17 protein-coding genes are annotated in these 14,903 nt (G+C 59.1%); 12 read left to right on the top strand and 5 right to left on the bottom strand.

The features are described from left to right. From ACTJKM_RS21775 to ACTJKM_RS21765, 3 genes are all read right to left on the bottom strand, one after another. On the bottom strand, positions 1-765 hold the full coding sequence (locus ACTJKM_RS21775; RefSeq protein ID WP_113511804.1) for an ABC transporter permease: 765 nt from the start codon (positions 763-765) through the stop codon (positions 1-3). A gap of 125 nt (positions 766-890) precedes the next feature. Further along, positions 891-1,931, bottom strand: a complete 1,041-nt coding sequence (locus ACTJKM_RS21770; protein WP_113511704.1) for an ABC transporter substrate-binding protein — start codon at positions 1,929-1,931, stop codon at positions 891-893. A gap of 217 nt (positions 1,932-2,148) precedes the next feature. Next, the gene (locus ACTJKM_RS21765) at positions 2,149-2,397 is read right to left on the bottom strand and encodes a hypothetical protein (protein WP_440660855.1); all 249 of its coding nucleotides are present in this window, start codon (positions 2,395-2,397) and stop codon (positions 2,149-2,151) included. Positions 2,398-2,875: 478 nt separating this feature from the next. On the opposite strand from ACTJKM_RS21765, the gene ACTJKM_RS21760 reads away from it, so the two are divergent. Next, positions 2,876-4,030: an amidohydrolase gene (locus ACTJKM_RS21760; protein WP_440660854.1), complete on the top strand. Its 1,155-nt coding sequence runs from the start codon at positions 2,876-2,878 to the stop codon at positions 4,028-4,030. 116 nt (positions 4,031-4,146) lie between these two features. Next, on the top strand, positions 4,147-4,428 hold the full coding sequence (locus ACTJKM_RS21755; protein ID WP_440660853.1) for a hypothetical protein: 282 nt from the start codon (positions 4,147-4,149) through the stop codon (positions 4,426-4,428). Positions 4,429-4,635: 207 nt separating this feature from the next. Here the strand turns inward: ACTJKM_RS21755 and ACTJKM_RS21750 are convergent, their stop codons facing one another. Then, positions 4,636-5,541 carry a nucleotidyltransferase and HEPN domain-containing protein gene (locus tag ACTJKM_RS21750; protein ID WP_440660851.1) on the bottom strand — a complete coding sequence of 302 codons (906 nt, stop codon included), beginning with the start codon at positions 5,539-5,541 and terminating at the stop codon, positions 4,636-4,638. A 149-nt stretch (positions 5,542-5,690) separates the two neighbouring features. Here ACTJKM_RS21750 and ACTJKM_RS21745 point away from each other — a divergent pair, with 149 nt between their 5' ends. The 3 genes from ACTJKM_RS21745 to ACTJKM_RS21735 all read left to right on the top strand — a co-directional run bounded on the left by ACTJKM_RS21745 (position 5,691) and on the right by ACTJKM_RS21735 (position 9,122). Next, positions 5,691-6,650: a LysR family transcriptional regulator gene (locus ACTJKM_RS21745; RefSeq protein ID WP_440660849.1), complete on the top strand. Its 960-nt coding sequence runs from the start codon at positions 5,691-5,693 to the stop codon at positions 6,648-6,650. A gap of 182 nt (positions 6,651-6,832) precedes the next feature. Then, entirely contained in the window at positions 6,833-7,537 is a 705-nt protein-coding gene (gene traR, locus ACTJKM_RS21740; protein WP_440660847.1) for an autoinducer-binding transcriptional regulator TraR, read from the top strand. Between the two features lie 118 nt (positions 7,538-7,655). Then, positions 7,656-9,122 (top strand): hypothetical protein, encoded by a 1,467-nt coding sequence (locus tag ACTJKM_RS21735; protein WP_440660845.1) that lies wholly within the window; start codon positions 7,656-7,658, stop codon positions 9,120-9,122. Positions 9,123-9,321: 199 nt separating this feature from the next. Here the strand turns inward: ACTJKM_RS21735 and ACTJKM_RS21730 are convergent, their stop codons facing one another. After that, complete coding sequence (locus ACTJKM_RS21730) at positions 9,322-9,690, bottom strand: MarR family transcriptional regulator (RefSeq protein WP_113511690.1); 369 nt, start codon at positions 9,688-9,690, stop codon at positions 9,322-9,324. A 95-nt stretch (positions 9,691-9,785) separates the two neighbouring features. Here ACTJKM_RS21730 and ACTJKM_RS21725 point away from each other — a divergent pair, with 95 nt between their 5' ends. From ACTJKM_RS21725 to ACTJKM_RS21695, 7 genes are read left to right on the top strand one after another with little or no spacing between them, the layout of a single operon-like run. Further along, the gene (locus ACTJKM_RS21725) at positions 9,786-10,307 is read left to right on the top strand and encodes a hypothetical protein (protein WP_113511688.1); all 522 of its coding nucleotides are present in this window, start codon (positions 9,786-9,788) and stop codon (positions 10,305-10,307) included. A 2-nt stretch (positions 10,308-10,309) separates the two neighbouring features. After that, complete coding sequence (locus ACTJKM_RS21720; protein ID WP_113511686.1) at positions 10,310-10,981, top strand: lytic transglycosylase domain-containing protein; 672 nt, start codon at positions 10,310-10,312, stop codon at positions 10,979-10,981. Beyond that, on the top strand, positions 10,978-11,277 hold the full coding sequence (locus tag ACTJKM_RS21715) for a TrbC/VirB2 family protein (protein WP_113511684.1): 300 nt from the start codon (positions 10,978-10,980) through the stop codon (positions 11,275-11,277). Before ACTJKM_RS21720 ends, ACTJKM_RS21715 begins: the two co-directional genes overlap by 4 nt. A 4-nt stretch (positions 11,278-11,281) precedes the next feature. Then, positions 11,282-11,623, top strand: coding sequence for a type IV secretion system protein VirB3 (locus tag ACTJKM_RS21710; protein WP_113511682.1), 342 nt, complete (start codon positions 11,282-11,284; stop codon positions 11,621-11,623). After that, complete coding sequence (locus tag ACTJKM_RS21705; RefSeq protein WP_440660843.1) at positions 11,616-13,982, top strand: VirB4 family type IV secretion/conjugal transfer ATPase; 2,367 nt, start codon at positions 11,616-11,618, stop codon at positions 13,980-13,982. Before ACTJKM_RS21710 ends, ACTJKM_RS21705 begins: the two co-directional genes overlap by 8 nt. Then, positions 13,982-14,680: a P-type DNA transfer protein VirB5 gene (virB5, locus tag ACTJKM_RS21700; RefSeq protein WP_058328669.1), complete on the top strand. Its 699-nt coding sequence runs from the start codon at positions 13,982-13,984 to the stop codon at positions 14,678-14,680. The genes ACTJKM_RS21705 and virB5 overlap by 1 nt, the downstream gene beginning before the upstream one ends. After that, positions 14,677-14,889: an EexN family lipoprotein gene (locus ACTJKM_RS21695; RefSeq protein ID WP_058328670.1), complete on the top strand. Its 213-nt coding sequence runs from the start codon at positions 14,677-14,679 to the stop codon at positions 14,887-14,889. The genes virB5 and ACTJKM_RS21695 overlap by 4 nt, the downstream gene beginning before the upstream one ends. Positions 14,890-14,903 lie beyond the last annotated feature (14 nt).

Here is a 14,903-nt window from a genome sequence, read left to right as displayed (position 1 = left end):
TTAAAGGTGAAGTTTTTGGTGGAGCCGCGACTCCAGCCTGGATCCGATAAAGCCGGCGGCCAGCATCAGGATGAGCAGAACGTTCGCCATCACGGCCGCGAAGGGCCAGTCGAGATAGAACAGCACCTGCTCGTAGACCATTGTGGCCATGACTTTGAAGCCAGCGCCGCCCAGGAGGGCCGGGGTCGCATAAGCGCTTGCGGCCATGGTGAAGCCAATCAAGAAAGAGCTTACGATTCCCGGCACAGAGAGAGGCAGGATGATGTGCCGGATAACAGCAAGACGTGACGCGCCAAGAATTTGCGCAGATTTTTCCAGATTGGGGTTGATACCCTGGAGGCTCGTCAGAAGCGACAGCACGCCAAATGGCAGGATGACGTGAGTAAGCCCAACCACGACGCCGAAAAGGTTCTTCGACAAGGGCAAGGGTTCCGTGATCAATCCGGTCCATATCAGCGCGGAATTGATGAAGCCGCGATCTTCAAGAATGATGAGCCAGCCATAGGTGCGAAGCACGACCCCCGCCAGTTCCGGCGCAATGGCAAGCGCGAAGATGACCGTTCGCCAGCGCGATGTGGCGCGTGCCAGATAGTAGGCGAGGGGGTAGGCTAGGACGGTCACGCAGAGCGCAACGAGGCCCGACATCACGACGGTGCGGGCCAGGCCAACAAGGACCAGGTCGTTGCTGAAGAAGCGGCTATAGCTCGCAAGTGTCGGGCTGCTCTCCGTTTGACTTTGAAAGCTGATCCCGATCATCATGCCCATCGGTATCGCGAAGAAGAGCACAAGGACGAGCGACGGGGCTATCAGCGGCACAAGTCCCTTGACAGGGACCACGGCGCGCAGGGGCTTTGTCGGAGTGGAGCAAATAATGACGGCCATGATCTACCTCACTTGGCCGCCGCGACGACATCACGTTCCCATCGTTCGCCCCAGGCGGAGAGCCGTGTCGCGACCGCAGCGAGATCGGGCAATAGAAGGGCCTTCAGATCCGCCTCGGTGGTGATTTGCTTGGCACGGATATCGGCGGGCACCTCGATGTCGATCCTACCGCTGCCGACCTTGTAGCCGGTGACCCATGCCTCCTGGCTGGATTTCTCGAGAAAGAAGTTGACGAACTTGAGAGCTGCGTCTCGGTTCGCCGCGTGCTTCGGCACGTTCAGGGTTGCGACCAAGGGGATCGATCCTTCCTTCGGCAGGACATAGTCGACCGGCAAACCGCTATCGATGAGCAGTTGCGCGCGCCCATTCCAGAAGGGCATGGCCCAGACGTCGCCCCCTTTGATGTACGTTTCCATGACGGAGGATGATTGCTCAAAGCCGATCGATTGCCCGGCAAGCTTGGCCATGGCGGCAAAGCCGGGATCGACGTTCTCGAGTAGATCGCCACCATGGGCGACCGAGAAGATCTCCATCAGGTAAGCGGCCATCACGTTTTGGAATGTCGGCAGGATGATCTTGCCCTTGAGGCCATCATCCAGAAGCGCGTTCCAGGAATTCGGACGCTCTGCCAGCTTGTCCGTCCGGTAAAGAAGCGAGAGATACTGCACTTCGTGAACCGCGCCGCAGGGACCAGCAACGCCGGCAATTACCGATGACAGATGCTCAAGATTGGGAACCTCCTCTGGTGAGAATTCCTCAAGCAGGCCTTCCTTGCACCCTTCGAGCGATTGAGAAGCGGTCATTACGACGACATCGAAGCCAGGGCGGCCGTCGGTGGCCTTGATCTTGGCATAATCCTGGGAGGCCGAACCGACAGCGTCGTAGATTACCTCGATCCCGAATTTAGCCTCGAAAGGCTCAATGATCCGCTCCCGAATGATGGTTTCGTACGGCCCGCCATAGCTGTTGACGATGAGCGTTTCGGCGTGGCCGTTCGCAGCCAAAACCATTGATACGATCGCAGGTGCGCACAGCGCAGTGTACCTCATGACGATCCCCTTTGTTGGTGTTGTCGGTTCGGTGACATTGCGCCCGTCAGTCTTGCGATCTCCAATATTGATTTCCCGGTATTGATGCGGAAATCATATAAATCGTGTTGCCTTCGCTGGACTGGCGGGCGGCTTGCATCGGATTCGGTCTTGTGTGCCTCAAGCTCTATGAATCCGAGCGTTGGGTTTATGCGCGCTGCCACAGGCAGCCGCTCCGTCACCCCGGCTGGCAGATTTCGGTGACCAGGTTTGGATTGGATTTCAGGGATTTGAAGATATGAAGCCAGAACCGGTAATGGCTTTCGCGATTGAGGTCCCTGGCTTCGAACGCGCGCTTGGCCGCGGCGGTCACGGCGTCGCAGCCGTAAAACTCCATTGCAAGTTCCACAGCCGCCGCCACCGCGACGTCATGTTGCGCATCCGCCTCGGTTGACGGTTCCAGTGCATTCTTCAATGGCTTCGACATGGCGACTCTCCTTTGAGAGCCCGGCGGGGGAAATGTGGCCGGACGGTCTCACAGCGAAGATCGCGTCGTCCGGAAACACATGCCAATCATATCGAGCAAGTTGAATCTTAGCTTATTTCCCGCTCTGGGAGAAGTCAAAATTCTCCACCGACAAACGCCCCAAGTTCGGGGGGCACTTGAAGAAAACTCCGAGAGCCGTCCATACTTTGAGCGCGGCTCCCGGCAACCAGTTTCCTGATTGCAACTGGGGCGAACAAGTTCCAGTGCGATCGGCAACGCAAGTGCGAAGAGGGAGTTGAAGTCAGTACGCTGTCGCTGTGCCCTGAGTGTGTTTCGCTCTTCTCTTTCAATAGCGGAGATGGTCTAAAGGTCCTGGTTGGGAGACTGTTGAAGGGGTCAGAATTATGCGTTGTCCAAACGCGTGAACAATGAAGCCGGAAACTGGGCTTCTGTCCGGATAAAGAACCTGAGGGGCGTTATGTTTCTGATCGACCGTGAACTGGAGGCACTCACCGCCTTTCGGCGCGACCTGCACCGGCGGCCGGAGGTCTCGGGCGAGGAGCGGGAGACGGCGGAAACGGTCGTCAAGGCGTTGGCTGAGACAAAACCGGATGCGGTGATTACCGGCCTTGGCGGGCATGGGGTTGCGGCGATCTATGAAGGACGCGAGCCGGGCCGGACCGTCATGGTGCGGGCCGAGCTCGACGGGTTGCCGATCGAAGAGATTTCCGAGATTTCCCATCGCTCGGAGATTAAGGGCAAAGGCCACCTCTGCGGCCATGACGGGCACATGACGATCCTGATGGCGCTGGCCAAAGGGCTCGGGCGCGAGCGGCCTGTGAGGGGCCGGGCGATCCTGATGTTCCAGCCGGCGGAGGAAAACGGCGCGGGTGCCGCGGCCGTGCTCGCCGATCCGAAATTTGCGGCAATCAAGCCGGATCTCGTCTTCTCGCTGCACAATTTTCCGGGCATCGGCTTTGGTCATGCGGCGCTTCGCAGCGGGCCAGTGAACTGCGCCTCGCGCGGCATGCGGATTTCGCTGTCGGGGAAGACGGCGCATGCCTCGACGCCGGAGGACGGCATTGCGCCGACCTTTGCTGTTGCCGCGCTGCTTTCCGGCCTGACGGCGCTCGGCAACAACGGGCCGCTCGACGACACCTATACGCTTGTCACGGTGACGCATGCGCGGCTCGGCGAGGCGGCCTTCGGCATCAGCCCCGGCTATGCCGAGATCTGGGCGACGCTCAGGACACTCACCGACGAGCGCATGTCCGACCTCGTGGCCCGCGCCGAGGCGCTGGTTGCCAGGGAGGCGGAGGCTGCCGGGCTGAAGGTGACGATCGGCTATGAGGACGTGTTCCACCAGTGCAGCAATGCGGAGGCGACGGTCACCGCGCTCGAACGCGCCATGGACGAGGAGGGCGTCAGCCACCACAAGGGCGAGGGCGTGCTGCCGATGAAGGGGTCGGAGGATTTCGGCCTTTTCGGGCGCGTGGCGCCAGCGGCGATGTTCTTCCTCGGCGCCGGCGAAAACCATGCGCGGTTGCACAATCCGGACTATGACTTTCCCGACGATCTGATCGGCATCGGCGCCAGGGTGTTCATGCGGGCGATCCGCAACGAACTGGGGTGAGAGCGGCGGGCGGTCGATTGCATGGCGGCTGTTGTGACGGCACTCTCTGACATTGCGCAGTTGCGGAGGAAAGCCGTTTCACGTCGCGTCGGATGTACGCTGAGGAGGAGCAAGGGATGAGGCAGTCCAGCATTCGTGTCGCGCTTTGTCTGGCGCTTGCCATCGCGGGGATGACCGCCGCTCATGCGGCGGATACGCCGGGTGCCGATGCTGTTCCTGAGCGGCAGCAGATCGAGAATGCCAGCCTGCAGGACTTCATCAAGGCCAATCCGGATTGCCTGGAATTCACCGATCAATGCTCTCACTGCGTTGTCGTAAACGGCATTGCCGAATGCTCAACAGTTGAGATCGCCTGCATCAAGCAGCAAATCCAATGCACCAGGCGGATCGCTAATTGATGTATCCTGCAAACAGGACGTCTATCAGGACCTCGTCGCTGAGGAATCCCTGAAGCGCGGCACTCTGTACGCAGGGCGCCGACGGCATCGGCGATGTCAACGACGTCTCGGGCATGGTCAAGGACGCCTTCGGGCGGCACGATCCAGAGGTTGATCGCGCCTTGAGCTCATTTCAACGCACGCCGTGCGGAGATGTAAATGTGGAAGCTAGGCTGAGCCCAATTCCAATTCCGCCAGCCGCTCCTGACAGATTGTCTCGACGAGGCGGTGGAGATGTTCCGTCCGGCCGAGGAGCCAGGCGAGTGCTTCTTCGGTGACCTCGAAGTGCTTGGAGTAACGTGCCTTCACATAGGCTTCGTTGAGAATGTTGTACCAGGCGGTGAAGCGGTGCTGATCACGCGGCCAGGCTTCGATAAGCCGCTGATCACGATCCTCGGCGAGACCACGGAGAAATTTGATATTGTGTGACGGTGGGCTGTAGTTGGTAAAGGTCAGGAGGAACGTCGCGTATGCTGTCTCGATGGACTGATGCAATTGAAATGCCGCCAACCGAACGTTTCCTCGTTCGACAAGCAATTTAGCGATGTCCCTGAAGTCCCTGGAATCGGGAAACCGCCTATCAAAATGCTCGTTCGCCACCCTGAGCGCGTCGGAAGGCGAGAGTCGTTTCGGCTCGGCCAGTGGCCGGTCGTCGAGTTCGTAGAGCACGATGCCCTCGCGCAGAATGTCGACGAAGAAATATTGCCCGTCCGCAAGGAAGTTGTTCACTTCTCGGGCGCCATGGACGATCAGCCCCACCGGTGTCGACACTCCCTTGTCCCACATCAGACGATCGGTCGCCTTGTCCCAGTATTCCGGTTCTGCGAGCTTCTTCGAATTGACGATGACGAGGATGTCGTAGTCGGAGCGGTAACCCTTCATCGTATGCGGTTCATCGACCCACGTTCCGCGGGCGTAGGAACCGAACAGGATAATCTTCAGGATTCGCCCGCGCTTCTTGAAGTCGGCCGAGCTTCCCTCGAGCGCATCGGCAAACTCCTCGTGGATGATCTCCACAACGCGGGCAAGCTCGCGCTGTTTCTTCTCGGGAAGATGTTCGAGGCTCGTTTTCATATTCAACCGATAGGATAAAGACGACTCGCCGTCTACTACCGAAATTCATGGGCATTCGATTATAAAAAAACAGCATATTGATATACAGAGGAAATTAATGAATGATCTACCGGCTTGTAGATTGATTGCGCGGATGCAGAGGGCCGGGAATGGAACTCCGTCAGATGAGATGTTTTGCGACGCTGGCTGAGGAGCTTCATTTCGGCCGCGCCGCGGCGGCGCTGTCTATGGCGCAACCTGCCCTCAGCTTGCAGATCCAGGCGCTGGAAAAGGAGCTTGGCGTCCAGCTTCTCATTCGCTCGACGCGCCGTGTTCAACTGACAAAACCCGGCGAAGTGTTCTACGAGCGGTGCATTCGTGTTCTGCGGGAAATCGAAAGCAGTTCAGCGATCGTCCGGGCCGTTGCAGGCAAGAATGTCGATCGGATCACGATTGGAACCATATATCCTGCGACCTTCGGTGTCTTGCCGCTTTTTCTGAGCAAGCTCGGCAAGCGATTTCCCGATATCCAGATTCACGTGAGTAGCGGTTCCACGGATGCAATCATCCGCGACCTGGAGAAGGGCCGAATCAACCTCGGCTTTATCCGGCCGGTCGAAAACATCGGGTCGCTCCGTTGGCAGAGCATCGCCAACGAACGATATCTTCTGGCAGTGCCACTTGGCGGCCGGCTTGAGACGGCGGAAACCGTCACAATGAGCGATCTGAAACGGGAGCGAATCATCTCCTTTTCCCGCTCAAATCTAACTTACACGGAAAAGTACTTCTTCGAGCAGTTCAGAAAATTTGGCCTTCTCGATCAGGTTGCCTGCAGTTGCGACGACACACTCTCCTTGGTTTCGCTGGTCGCGGCCGGGATGGGCGTGGGTTTCGTGCCGGAATGGACCAGGGATTTGCCACACAAGTCGTTTCGCCTTCGGGAAGTGGAGGGGGTGGATTTCACGATCGGCATGGGGCTTGCCTGGAACAAGGAGGACCCTACCGCGAACCGTGAAGAGATCGTAGAAATTGCCCGCACGCTGGCAGCGGCATCAAGATCGCTTAAAGCTGTGGGCGACTATTCCGGAAGAAACAACACCAAGCGCCGTCTGCCGGCGCACGGCGATTAGAGTAGGCACCGCCAGGGTTGGCGACGAGGTCCTCGGACCTTCATATTGAAGGCGAGTTGAGGCAGGAGCACAACTCCCCGGCTGCTTCGCACGCCGGTCTATGGGAACCGACGAAAGGTCCAGACTGTTGCTGGGCCGAGCATTGCTGCAGTAAGACGAGAGGGCAAAAAAAGGAGGAGAAGGTGAAGAGCTGGTTTCAGAAGCTAACTGATGTTTCCGCCGTGGCGCGTACCAAGGAGATGTTCAACGAAGCGCTCACCGAGCTCGCTGAAGAACTCGGCTTCGAGTATTACGCCTACCTTAATCTTCAACCAATCGGAACATTCGCCGTGTCGAATTATCATCCCGAATGGCAAGATTGGTATTTCTCCAAGAGCTTCAACGAGATCGATCCGGTAATCCAGATTGCCAGGGCCACGATGAAAGCGTTCACTTGGTCTTCCGAAAATTCAAGAACTGCCAGATCGAGGCGCGTTCGGCAGTTTTATCTGGATGCCGCCGGTTTCGGCATTCGGTCGGGTATCACCATTCCGGTCGCGACTGCGTTCAGACGTATGGCAATGCTGACAATGGCCTCGCGCGAGACTTCCCTTTCGCTGAAAAGGGATATCGATCCGGTAGCAGCCGCCGCGGCGGTCGCCCAGCTTCATGTGCGGATCGAGCAAACGGACATTGAACCCACAGCAAAACTGAGCATCGGCCTGACCGCTCGACAGGCGCTTATGCTCAAGTGGGCGTCCGAGGGCAAGTCCATGAGAGAAATTGCCGCCATCGAGAACATGAGCTACTGGAACGTCAACTTCCACATGAATAATGCGCGCAGGAAACTCAATGCCTACTCGCTCCCGCAGGCGACGGCGCTGGCGACGAAGCTAAAGCTGATTTGAAGCCAAACGCATCGCCGCCAAGCATCTGAAGTCGAAGTTTTAAGGAGCGCAGATGAAGGCGGAGAACAAGCGCGCGGAGCGTCTAAGGGCGATTTCGCGTGAACGGCTTGAGGCGCTTGTGCTCGAACGCGCCGGGAGAGACGAGGGTTTTGCCCTTTGGCTCGATGCCAGATTCGCGGTTGCGGTGGCTGACGAGGCAAGCACGCTGCTCGATCCGGTGCCGTTTCGTCGTCGCGCCGAAGCGCTTTTCTGTTCGACCGCTTCGGGGCGGCATCGGCACAGCTGGGGCGAGCGGGCTGCGGGTAACGATGAAGCGGCGCTCGAACAACTGATTGACGCGGCTGAACCCTTTCTTGCCGCAGGGCGCGGCGCCCATGCATTGTCGATCTTGAAGCCCGTGGCCTCGGGGCTGGCCGCATATTGGCCGGAAAATGCCGATTGGGATGAAACCCCGCACGAGTTCTTTCCCCGGCTTGACCAATTGATCGCTCAAGCCGCCCTCATGGATGGTGTCTCACAGGAGGCGCGCGATGACCTCGCCGACGAATTGGCCGACTGGCAGGGTGAACTCGCAGAATTCGGCGCCAACGATGCCTTTGCTACTGCCATTGCAGCTTGCATGCAGGGCTGGGACGAGCCAGGCCTTAAGGCGACGCTCGCAGGGCTTGGGCAGAGCTGGCCGCCCGGGGGAGGTAACGATCCGCTCGATGACGATCTGACGCGCGCCCGACTCGCCGCGCTCGAAGCCATGGGGCGTACTGAGCATTTCCTCAATCTTTCCCGTGCCGCGAGGTTTCACTGCGATCATGTTGTGAAGCTGGCGCAGACGGGACGTGTCGATGAGGCGGTCGCCCTCGCCCATGTGCGCCTGGCGACACATGGTGAAGTCATGCGGCTTGCCGAGGCCGTCGCTGCTGTCGGCGGGGTGGATACCGCGATCGACCTTGCCGCCTGGGGGCTGTCGCGAGACGGGCGCGGCGAAGGTGACGAAAATTGGCGTCACAGAACGGGAAGGGCAATGCTGGCCCGCTGGCTGCGCGAGAAGGCGCATGAGGCGGGCAACCGGGATATGATGTTCAGGGCAGCGCGCGTAGCCTTTGAGGAAAGCCTTGCACGTGAAGATTTCCGCGTGGCCGAGAAACTCGCCGGTCCGTCGGACTGGCCGAAATTGCACGAAATGCTGCTTGCGACGCTGATGGCCGCACCTTACGCCAATGAGCGGATCGAGATCCTGCTCGACGAGGACTTGGTCGCCGACGCCGTTGCTTGCATAAACCTGCAGGAAACGCGCCTCTTCAGTTCGCGTGACCCGACGCTCAGTCGGCTTGCTGAACGGGCATTGGCCGATCACCCCGATTGGGTGATTGTCCTTGCCTGCCGCATGGCCGATCCGATTATGTCTGAAGGAAGATCAAGTCGCTATGAGACGGCCGCGCTGTGGCTCGGCATTGCCGCACGCGCGCATAAGGTTTGCGGACGGTCCGACCAGTGGCTTGAGCACCTTGATGGGCTCATCGAGCAGCACCGGCGCAAGCACAAACTGCGACCGTTACTGGAAGGGCTGCGGCGTAGGGCCAGTGAATAGCGTACCTCTTTGGGAATCTGCCTCAGTAAGTGAATACCGCGATGCAGGCATTCGCCCGCTGGCCGTCGAACAGCAGATCTGGATGGCCGAATTGAAGTTTTTGGCCCCCCAAACTAACGCCTTCTTGGCGGCCACGACCAAAGGTGGCCCCGACCCAACGCCGCCGCCGTGGGCCGTTGTTAGTGTCGCAAAAAACTTACTACGTTCCAGGTTTTCGCTGCTCCGGGCTTAACCTTAGGCGATCGAAAACGTCCGAGCAGAACTCAAACTGCCTCGCAGTTCCTCGTCCCATCGAGTTCTTCACAATCGTTTCGGTCAATATGCCCCGCTCAATGAGAGGATCGATCGATTCCGCCACAGCGTTGCGCGTCAGCCCGGTAATTCGGCTTATATTCGAGAGGGTTAGCTTTTCGTGGTTTTGATGCATCATATAGAGCACCGTCATCATCCCGACCTGCTTCAAACGCGATTGCGGCGTCTCTCCCTCAACCGGTTTGTCGAAAACTTCTTGCAAAGCGTAAGCCGAAAACAGCTGGCTCTGCCAATGAACATTGAGTGTGCTTGTCATTTTTTATACTATCAGTTATATGATTGTAAAACGCGTCGCCAATTTGCGCTGCTTGTTAGGATTGCACACAATCGCGTCAGTGAAGGGTGGTGGTCATGAATAAGTCTCTCGCACGGGCATTTGTCGCTGCAGCCAGTCTAGCGCCATTCTATCCTGTTTTCGACAGTAAAGCGCGCGCGGCTGAATGGGGTTGCCAGGTTATCCTGTGCCTTTCCAATCCGAGTGGTCCGACGCAATATGCGGAGTGCCGGGCGCCAATCCACAAGCTCTGGCGCGCACTTGCAAAAGGGCACTCCTTTCCCACCTGCAGCGGCGTTGGGTTTCAGACCTCAGGTCCCCGATCGGAGCCCTATTACTGTAATAACGGTTATCGCCTGACGACGCGGTATGGAGACCGCGGGCTCGAAGTGAGTTGTATCTCGACCACGCCACAGACCGTCTCGAACGCTGAATGCTACCCCAACGATGATCGGATGACATCGTCGACAGCGTGGCGGCGGAGAGACGGCCGTAGGCCATGCCAGCGCTACGTGACGACGCGACCGAATGTCCGCCCGCAACCCCATTACATCGACGTGACCATCGACGGTGTTGGCAAGCAACGAGTGTGGTACTGAGCATGCCAGTTGATTTCCTCGATTTAGCGCAAACGTGCGCGCCCATAGTTGCAGCCGAGACACTCGCCGCCATCGTCAGCCTTGAAAGCCGGTTCGAACCCTTCGCCATCCGGATCAACAGCGGCGCACCACTCTCCAGGCAGCCCACGACCAAGGTGGAGGCGATCGCAATCGCCACGTCATTGGCAGCCGGCCGGCAGGACATCCAGCTCGGTCTCGGCGGCATCGGCATGGAAGAACTCCGCAAGCTCAACCTTTCGATTTCAGATGCCTTCGACCCGTGCCTCAACCTTCGGGCCACGGCGACCACTCTCGACGGATATTACCGGCTGGCGGTGAAAGCCGGAGCGGACCCGAACCGGGCCGAACAGGTGATGCTGCACTCATACTACGGACGGGACGATCCCTCTATCGGCGCGATGGTCCGGTACGATGAGCAGGTCCGCCGGGAAAGAAGCCGGCTCGCCAGAAACATCACGACTCTCATGATCGAAGATGGTGGGCGGGAGAGGGAGCTCAACGAAGCGCCTCTTGTCGAGGCGATCGACGCTGCCCGCAAGGACGAGGCCCAGGCTGATCGAACGGTGTCGGTGCCGTCCTGGGACGTTTTCAGTTCGAGACGGAGGTCCTCCGTCCTCGTGTTTCAGAATAGTCAAATGGAGGAGAGTGAATGATTTTCAGCGCCCGTATCCGCCCAATCGCCGCATCCGCCGTCATGGCAGTGGCCATCGTTACGTCCATGGTCGAACCTGCTTTCGCGCAGGCCGCCGGCATCGAGACCGTGCTGCAGAACATTGTCGATATGCTGACCGGCAATATCGCCAAGCTTCTGGCCGTCATCGCGGTGATCGTGATCTGCATTGCCTGGATGTTCGGCTACATGGATCTGAGGCGCGCAGGGTTCTGGATCATCGGCATTGGCGGCATCTTCGGCGCTACCGAACTCGTGAACACCATCGTCGGAAGCTGACGCCATGGCAAGTTCGCGGCCAATCCTTGAGGAAGACACGCTGTTCATCGCCTGCACCCGGCCGGCAATGATCGCCGGCGTGACGATGGAAGCCATGGGCGTGAATATCATGCTGACGACCATCCTCTATATCGTCGCAGGCTCGGTCGCCTATGCGCTCGTTGGCGTCGTCTTCCATCTGCTGTTTCGCGCACTCGTCAAACACGACCACAACATGTTCCGCATCTTGCTGGCCTGGGTAGAGACACGCGGTCGGTCCCGCAACAGCGGCTATTGGGGCGGAGCGACGCTTAGCCCCCTGAAGCTCGCGCGCAATTACGACGAAAGGGACTTCGGACTTGCCTAACCTCGCCACACTCAGATCTCGCGAACTCGGTCCTGAGACCTTCATCCCCTACGTCCGCCACGTCGACGAGTCGACAATCGCGCTCGATTCCCGGGCACTGATGGTGATGATCGCATTAGAGGGCGTCTCTTTCGAGACCGCGGACGCCCTCGATCTGAACGCTCTCCATCGCGACCTCAATACGCTCTATCGGAACATCGCCGACGAGCGGCTCGCTTTGTGGACCCATCTCATTCGCCGCCGGGACGGCGACTATCCCGTGGGCACTTTCACGACCGCATTTTCGGCCGCGCTCAACGACAAATACCGCGAGCGCATGGTGGGCGAAGATCTGTTCCGGAATGATCTTTATCTTACGATCCACTGGTCTCCTGCACGCGACCCGGCCGACAAGGCAGCGACGTTCTTGTCGCGTCTGTTGCAGTCCCGTCGGGCGGGTGTCGAATTGGACGAGGAGGCTCTCAAGCAGCTTCGAGACAAGGTCGTCGACGTTACGGCCGCGTTGAAGCGTTTCGATCCCCGCGTGCTGTCGCTTTACGAGCACAGAGGCCTGATCTTCTCGGAGCCGAGCGAGGTGCTGCACCAGCTCGTCGGCGGCCGGCGGGAGCCGGTTCCACTGACGGAGGGTCGCATCGGCTCAGTGATCTACTCCGATCGGGTCATCTTCGGCCGCGAGACGATCGAGATTCGCCACGAGGCCGAAAGTCGCTTTGCCGGCATGCTGAGTTTCAAGGAATATCCGGCCAGAACTCGGACCGGCATGCTCGACAGTGTGCTCACCAGTCCTTTCGAAGTAATTCTGGCGCAATCCTTCTCCTTCGTATCGAAGGCGGACGCCCGCGTCATCATGGGCCGCAAGCAGAACCAGATGGTCAGCAGCGGCGACAAGGCGTTCTCCCAGATTGAGGAGATCGATGAAGCGCTGGACGATCTGGAGTCCAATCGTTTCGTACTTGGCGAACACCATCTGACGCTTGCCGTCTTTGCTCGGTCGGTGAAGGAGCTGATCGACAATCTCGCCAAGGCACGCGCCGGTCTGACCAGTGGTGGTGCAGTTGCTGCGCGTGAGGATCTCGGCCTTGAGGCTGCCTGGTGGGCGCAGTTGCCGGGCAATTTCCGTTATCGCGCCCGGTCCGGCGCGCTCACGTCCCGCAACTTCGCGGCGCTCGCGCCATACCACTCCTACCCGATCGGTCGGAAGGACGGCAACGAATGGGGACCTGCCGTTGCCCTTTTCAAGACGGCGTCGGGGTCACCGTACTACTTCAATTTCCATTATGGCGATCTCGGTAACACATTCGTCTGCGGACCATCCGGTGCCGGCAAGACCGTGCTCTTGAACTTCTTGCTGTCCCAGCTCGAGAAACATGACCCGCATGTGGTGTTCTTCGACAAGGACAGGGGAGCTGATCTCTACGTGCGCTCCGCCGGCGGCACCTATCTGCCGCTCAAGAATGGTGCCCCGTCCGGGTGCGCTCCCCTGAAGGCACTTGAACTGACGCCGGAGAACAAGGTGTTTCTCACGCGCTGGATCGGCAGGCTTGTCGGTTCGGCAACACGGGAGCTGACTGTGACCGAACTCCGCGACATCGCCTCGGCCATCGACGGCCTTGCCGACCTGCCGGTGGAGCGCCGGACGATCGGCGCACTCAGGACGTTCCTCAACAACACCGATCCCGATGGTATCGCCGCGAGGCTGCGGCGGTGGGAGAGAGGAGGGCCGCTCGGTTGGGTCTTCGATAACATCATTGAGAACATCGGCTTCGGCGGCAAGTTCGTCGGCTATGACATGACCGACTTCCTCGACAACGAGGAAATCCGCACGCCCCTGATGGCCTACCTCTTCCACCGGGTCGAGCAGCTGATCGATGGCAGGCGCATCATCATCGTTATCGATGAGTTCTGGAAGGCGCTCCAGGACGAAGGGTTTCGCGATCTCGCACAGAACAAGCTCAAGACGATCCGCAAGCAAAACGGCCTTATGCTCTTTGCTACGCAGAGCCCGCGCGATGCGATCGTATCGCCGATCGCTCATACGATCATCGAGCAATGTCCGACGCAGATATTCCTACCGAATGCCCGCGGTAACCACGCCGACTATGTCGACGGCTTCAAGCTCACCGAGCGGGAGTACGAACTCATTGCACGCGAGCTCTCCGTCGAGAGCCGCCGATTCATATTGAAGCAAGGGCACAATAGCGTCGTCGCGGAACTGAACCTCGGTGGTTTCGACGACGAACTCGCCATCCTCTCAGGCCGCACCGCGAATGTCGAACTCGCCGATACCATCCGCACAGAAGTTGGCGACCGGCTCGCGGATTGGTTTCCGATTTTTCAGCAAAGAAGGAGTTTGAGCTAATGGCTTCCTATCGAATTCACGGCGCGGTAATGACCGCCGCGCTCATTCTCTCCGCCGGCACGGCAGCCGGGCAGGGGATCCCGGTGATCGACCGGACCGCGATCGCCAAGCACCTCGAGAGTATCGCCCAACTGAAAGCCCAGCTCGATGCGCTCAACCAGCAGATCGAGCAGGCGCAGCAGCTTTACGGCTCACTCAACAAGATCACCGACATGGCGGATGTTGCCGGCGTCTTGAACGATCCTGCCGTCCGCAAGGCGCTGCCCGGGGACTTTAACGTCATCGAGGGGCTGTTGAAAGGAAGCGGCACGGGCGTGTTCGGCGATACGGCCTCAAAGTTCCTTGAGGGGAATTCGACCTATCGGACCAGCGCAGATGACTTCTACGCGCAGGAGCTTTCGCGCATTCAGAACAAGCATGCCGGGCAGATGAGCCTAGCGCAGCAGATCTACGATGCCGCGGCCAAGCGCGTCGATGGCATTGACCAACTGCGCGAGAAGATTTCGACGGCGGGCGATGCCAAGGACATTGCCGACCTTCAGGCGCGACTTCAGGCGGAAACAGCTTTCCTCCAGACCGATATACTGCGTATGGAGGCCCTCCGAATGGTCCAGCAGGCTCAGACCCAGATTGACGAGCAGCGCAAGGCAGAAGACTGGCGCCGGCGCCTGGACGCAATGGGGGCGGCACTGCAATGAAGAGGCATGTCGTTCTTCTAGCTGTCCTATTGGTCAGCTGCTCCGAGCAAGCCGAGCGAATCTACACTGTCGACGAACTCATGGCCGACGAGGCGCTCCTGTCCGAAATCATCGCGACGTGCCGCAACAATCCTGGTGAATTAGGCAATACCCCGAATTGCCAAAACGCAGCAGCCGCAGACTTCAAGGCCCGTCTTAAACGGATGTGAAAGGTACTTTGGAG

This window comes from Ensifer sp. 22460, from assembly GCF_052044935.1.
Taxonomy (GTDB): Bacteria; Pseudomonadota; Alphaproteobacteria; order Rhizobiales; family Rhizobiaceae; genus Ensifer.
Note: the sequence above shows the minus strand (reverse complement) of the source record. Positions and strands in the feature narration are given on the sequence as shown.

Excerpts from the sequence above, each read along its gene's own strand:
- ACTJKM_RS21765 (WP_440660855.1), bottom strand. The coding sequence starts at position 2,397 with ATGTCGAAGCCATTGAAGAATGCACTGGAACCGTCAACCGAGGCGGAT.
- ACTJKM_RS21725 (WP_113511688.1), top strand. The coding sequence starts at position 9,786 with ATGAATAAGTCTCTCGCACGGGCATTTGTCGCTGCAGCCAGTCTAGCG.
- ACTJKM_RS21755 (WP_440660853.1), top strand. The coding sequence starts at position 4,147 with ATGAGGCAGTCCAGCATTCGTGTCGCGCTTTGTCTGGCGCTTGCCATC.
- ACTJKM_RS21695 (WP_058328670.1), top strand. The coding sequence starts at position 14,677 with ATGAAGAGGCATGTCGTTCTTCTAGCTGTCCTATTGGTCAGCTGCTCC.
- ACTJKM_RS21760 (WP_440660854.1), top strand. The coding sequence starts at position 2,876 with ATGTTTCTGATCGACCGTGAACTGGAGGCACTCACCGCCTTTCGGCGC.
- virB5 (WP_058328669.1), top strand. The coding sequence starts at position 13,982 with ATGGCTTCCTATCGAATTCACGGCGCGGTAATGACCGCCGCGCTCATT.
- ACTJKM_RS21745 (WP_440660849.1), top strand. The coding sequence starts at position 5,691 with ATGGAACTCCGTCAGATGAGATGTTTTGCGACGCTGGCTGAGGAGCTT.
- ACTJKM_RS21710 (WP_113511682.1), top strand. The coding sequence starts at position 11,282 with ATGGCAAGTTCGCGGCCAATCCTTGAGGAAGACACGCTGTTCATCGCC.
- ACTJKM_RS21775 (WP_113511804.1), bottom strand. The coding sequence starts at position 765 with ATGGGCATGATGATCGGGATCAGCTTTCAAAGTCAAACGGAGAGCAGC.
- ACTJKM_RS21750 (WP_440660851.1), bottom strand. The coding sequence starts at position 5,541 with ATGAAAACGAGCCTCGAACATCTTCCCGAGAAGAAACAGCGCGAGCTT.
- ACTJKM_RS21720 (WP_113511686.1), top strand. The coding sequence starts at position 10,310 with ATGCCAGTTGATTTCCTCGATTTAGCGCAAACGTGCGCGCCCATAGTT.
- ACTJKM_RS21715 (WP_113511684.1), top strand. The coding sequence starts at position 10,978 with ATGATTTTCAGCGCCCGTATCCGCCCAATCGCCGCATCCGCCGTCATG.
- ACTJKM_RS21730 (WP_113511690.1), bottom strand. The coding sequence starts at position 9,690 with ATGACAAGCACACTCAATGTTCATTGGCAGAGCCAGCTGTTTTCGGCT.
- ACTJKM_RS21770 (WP_113511704.1), bottom strand. The coding sequence starts at position 1,931 with ATGAGGTACACTGCGCTGTGCGCACCTGCGATCGTATCAATGGTTTTG.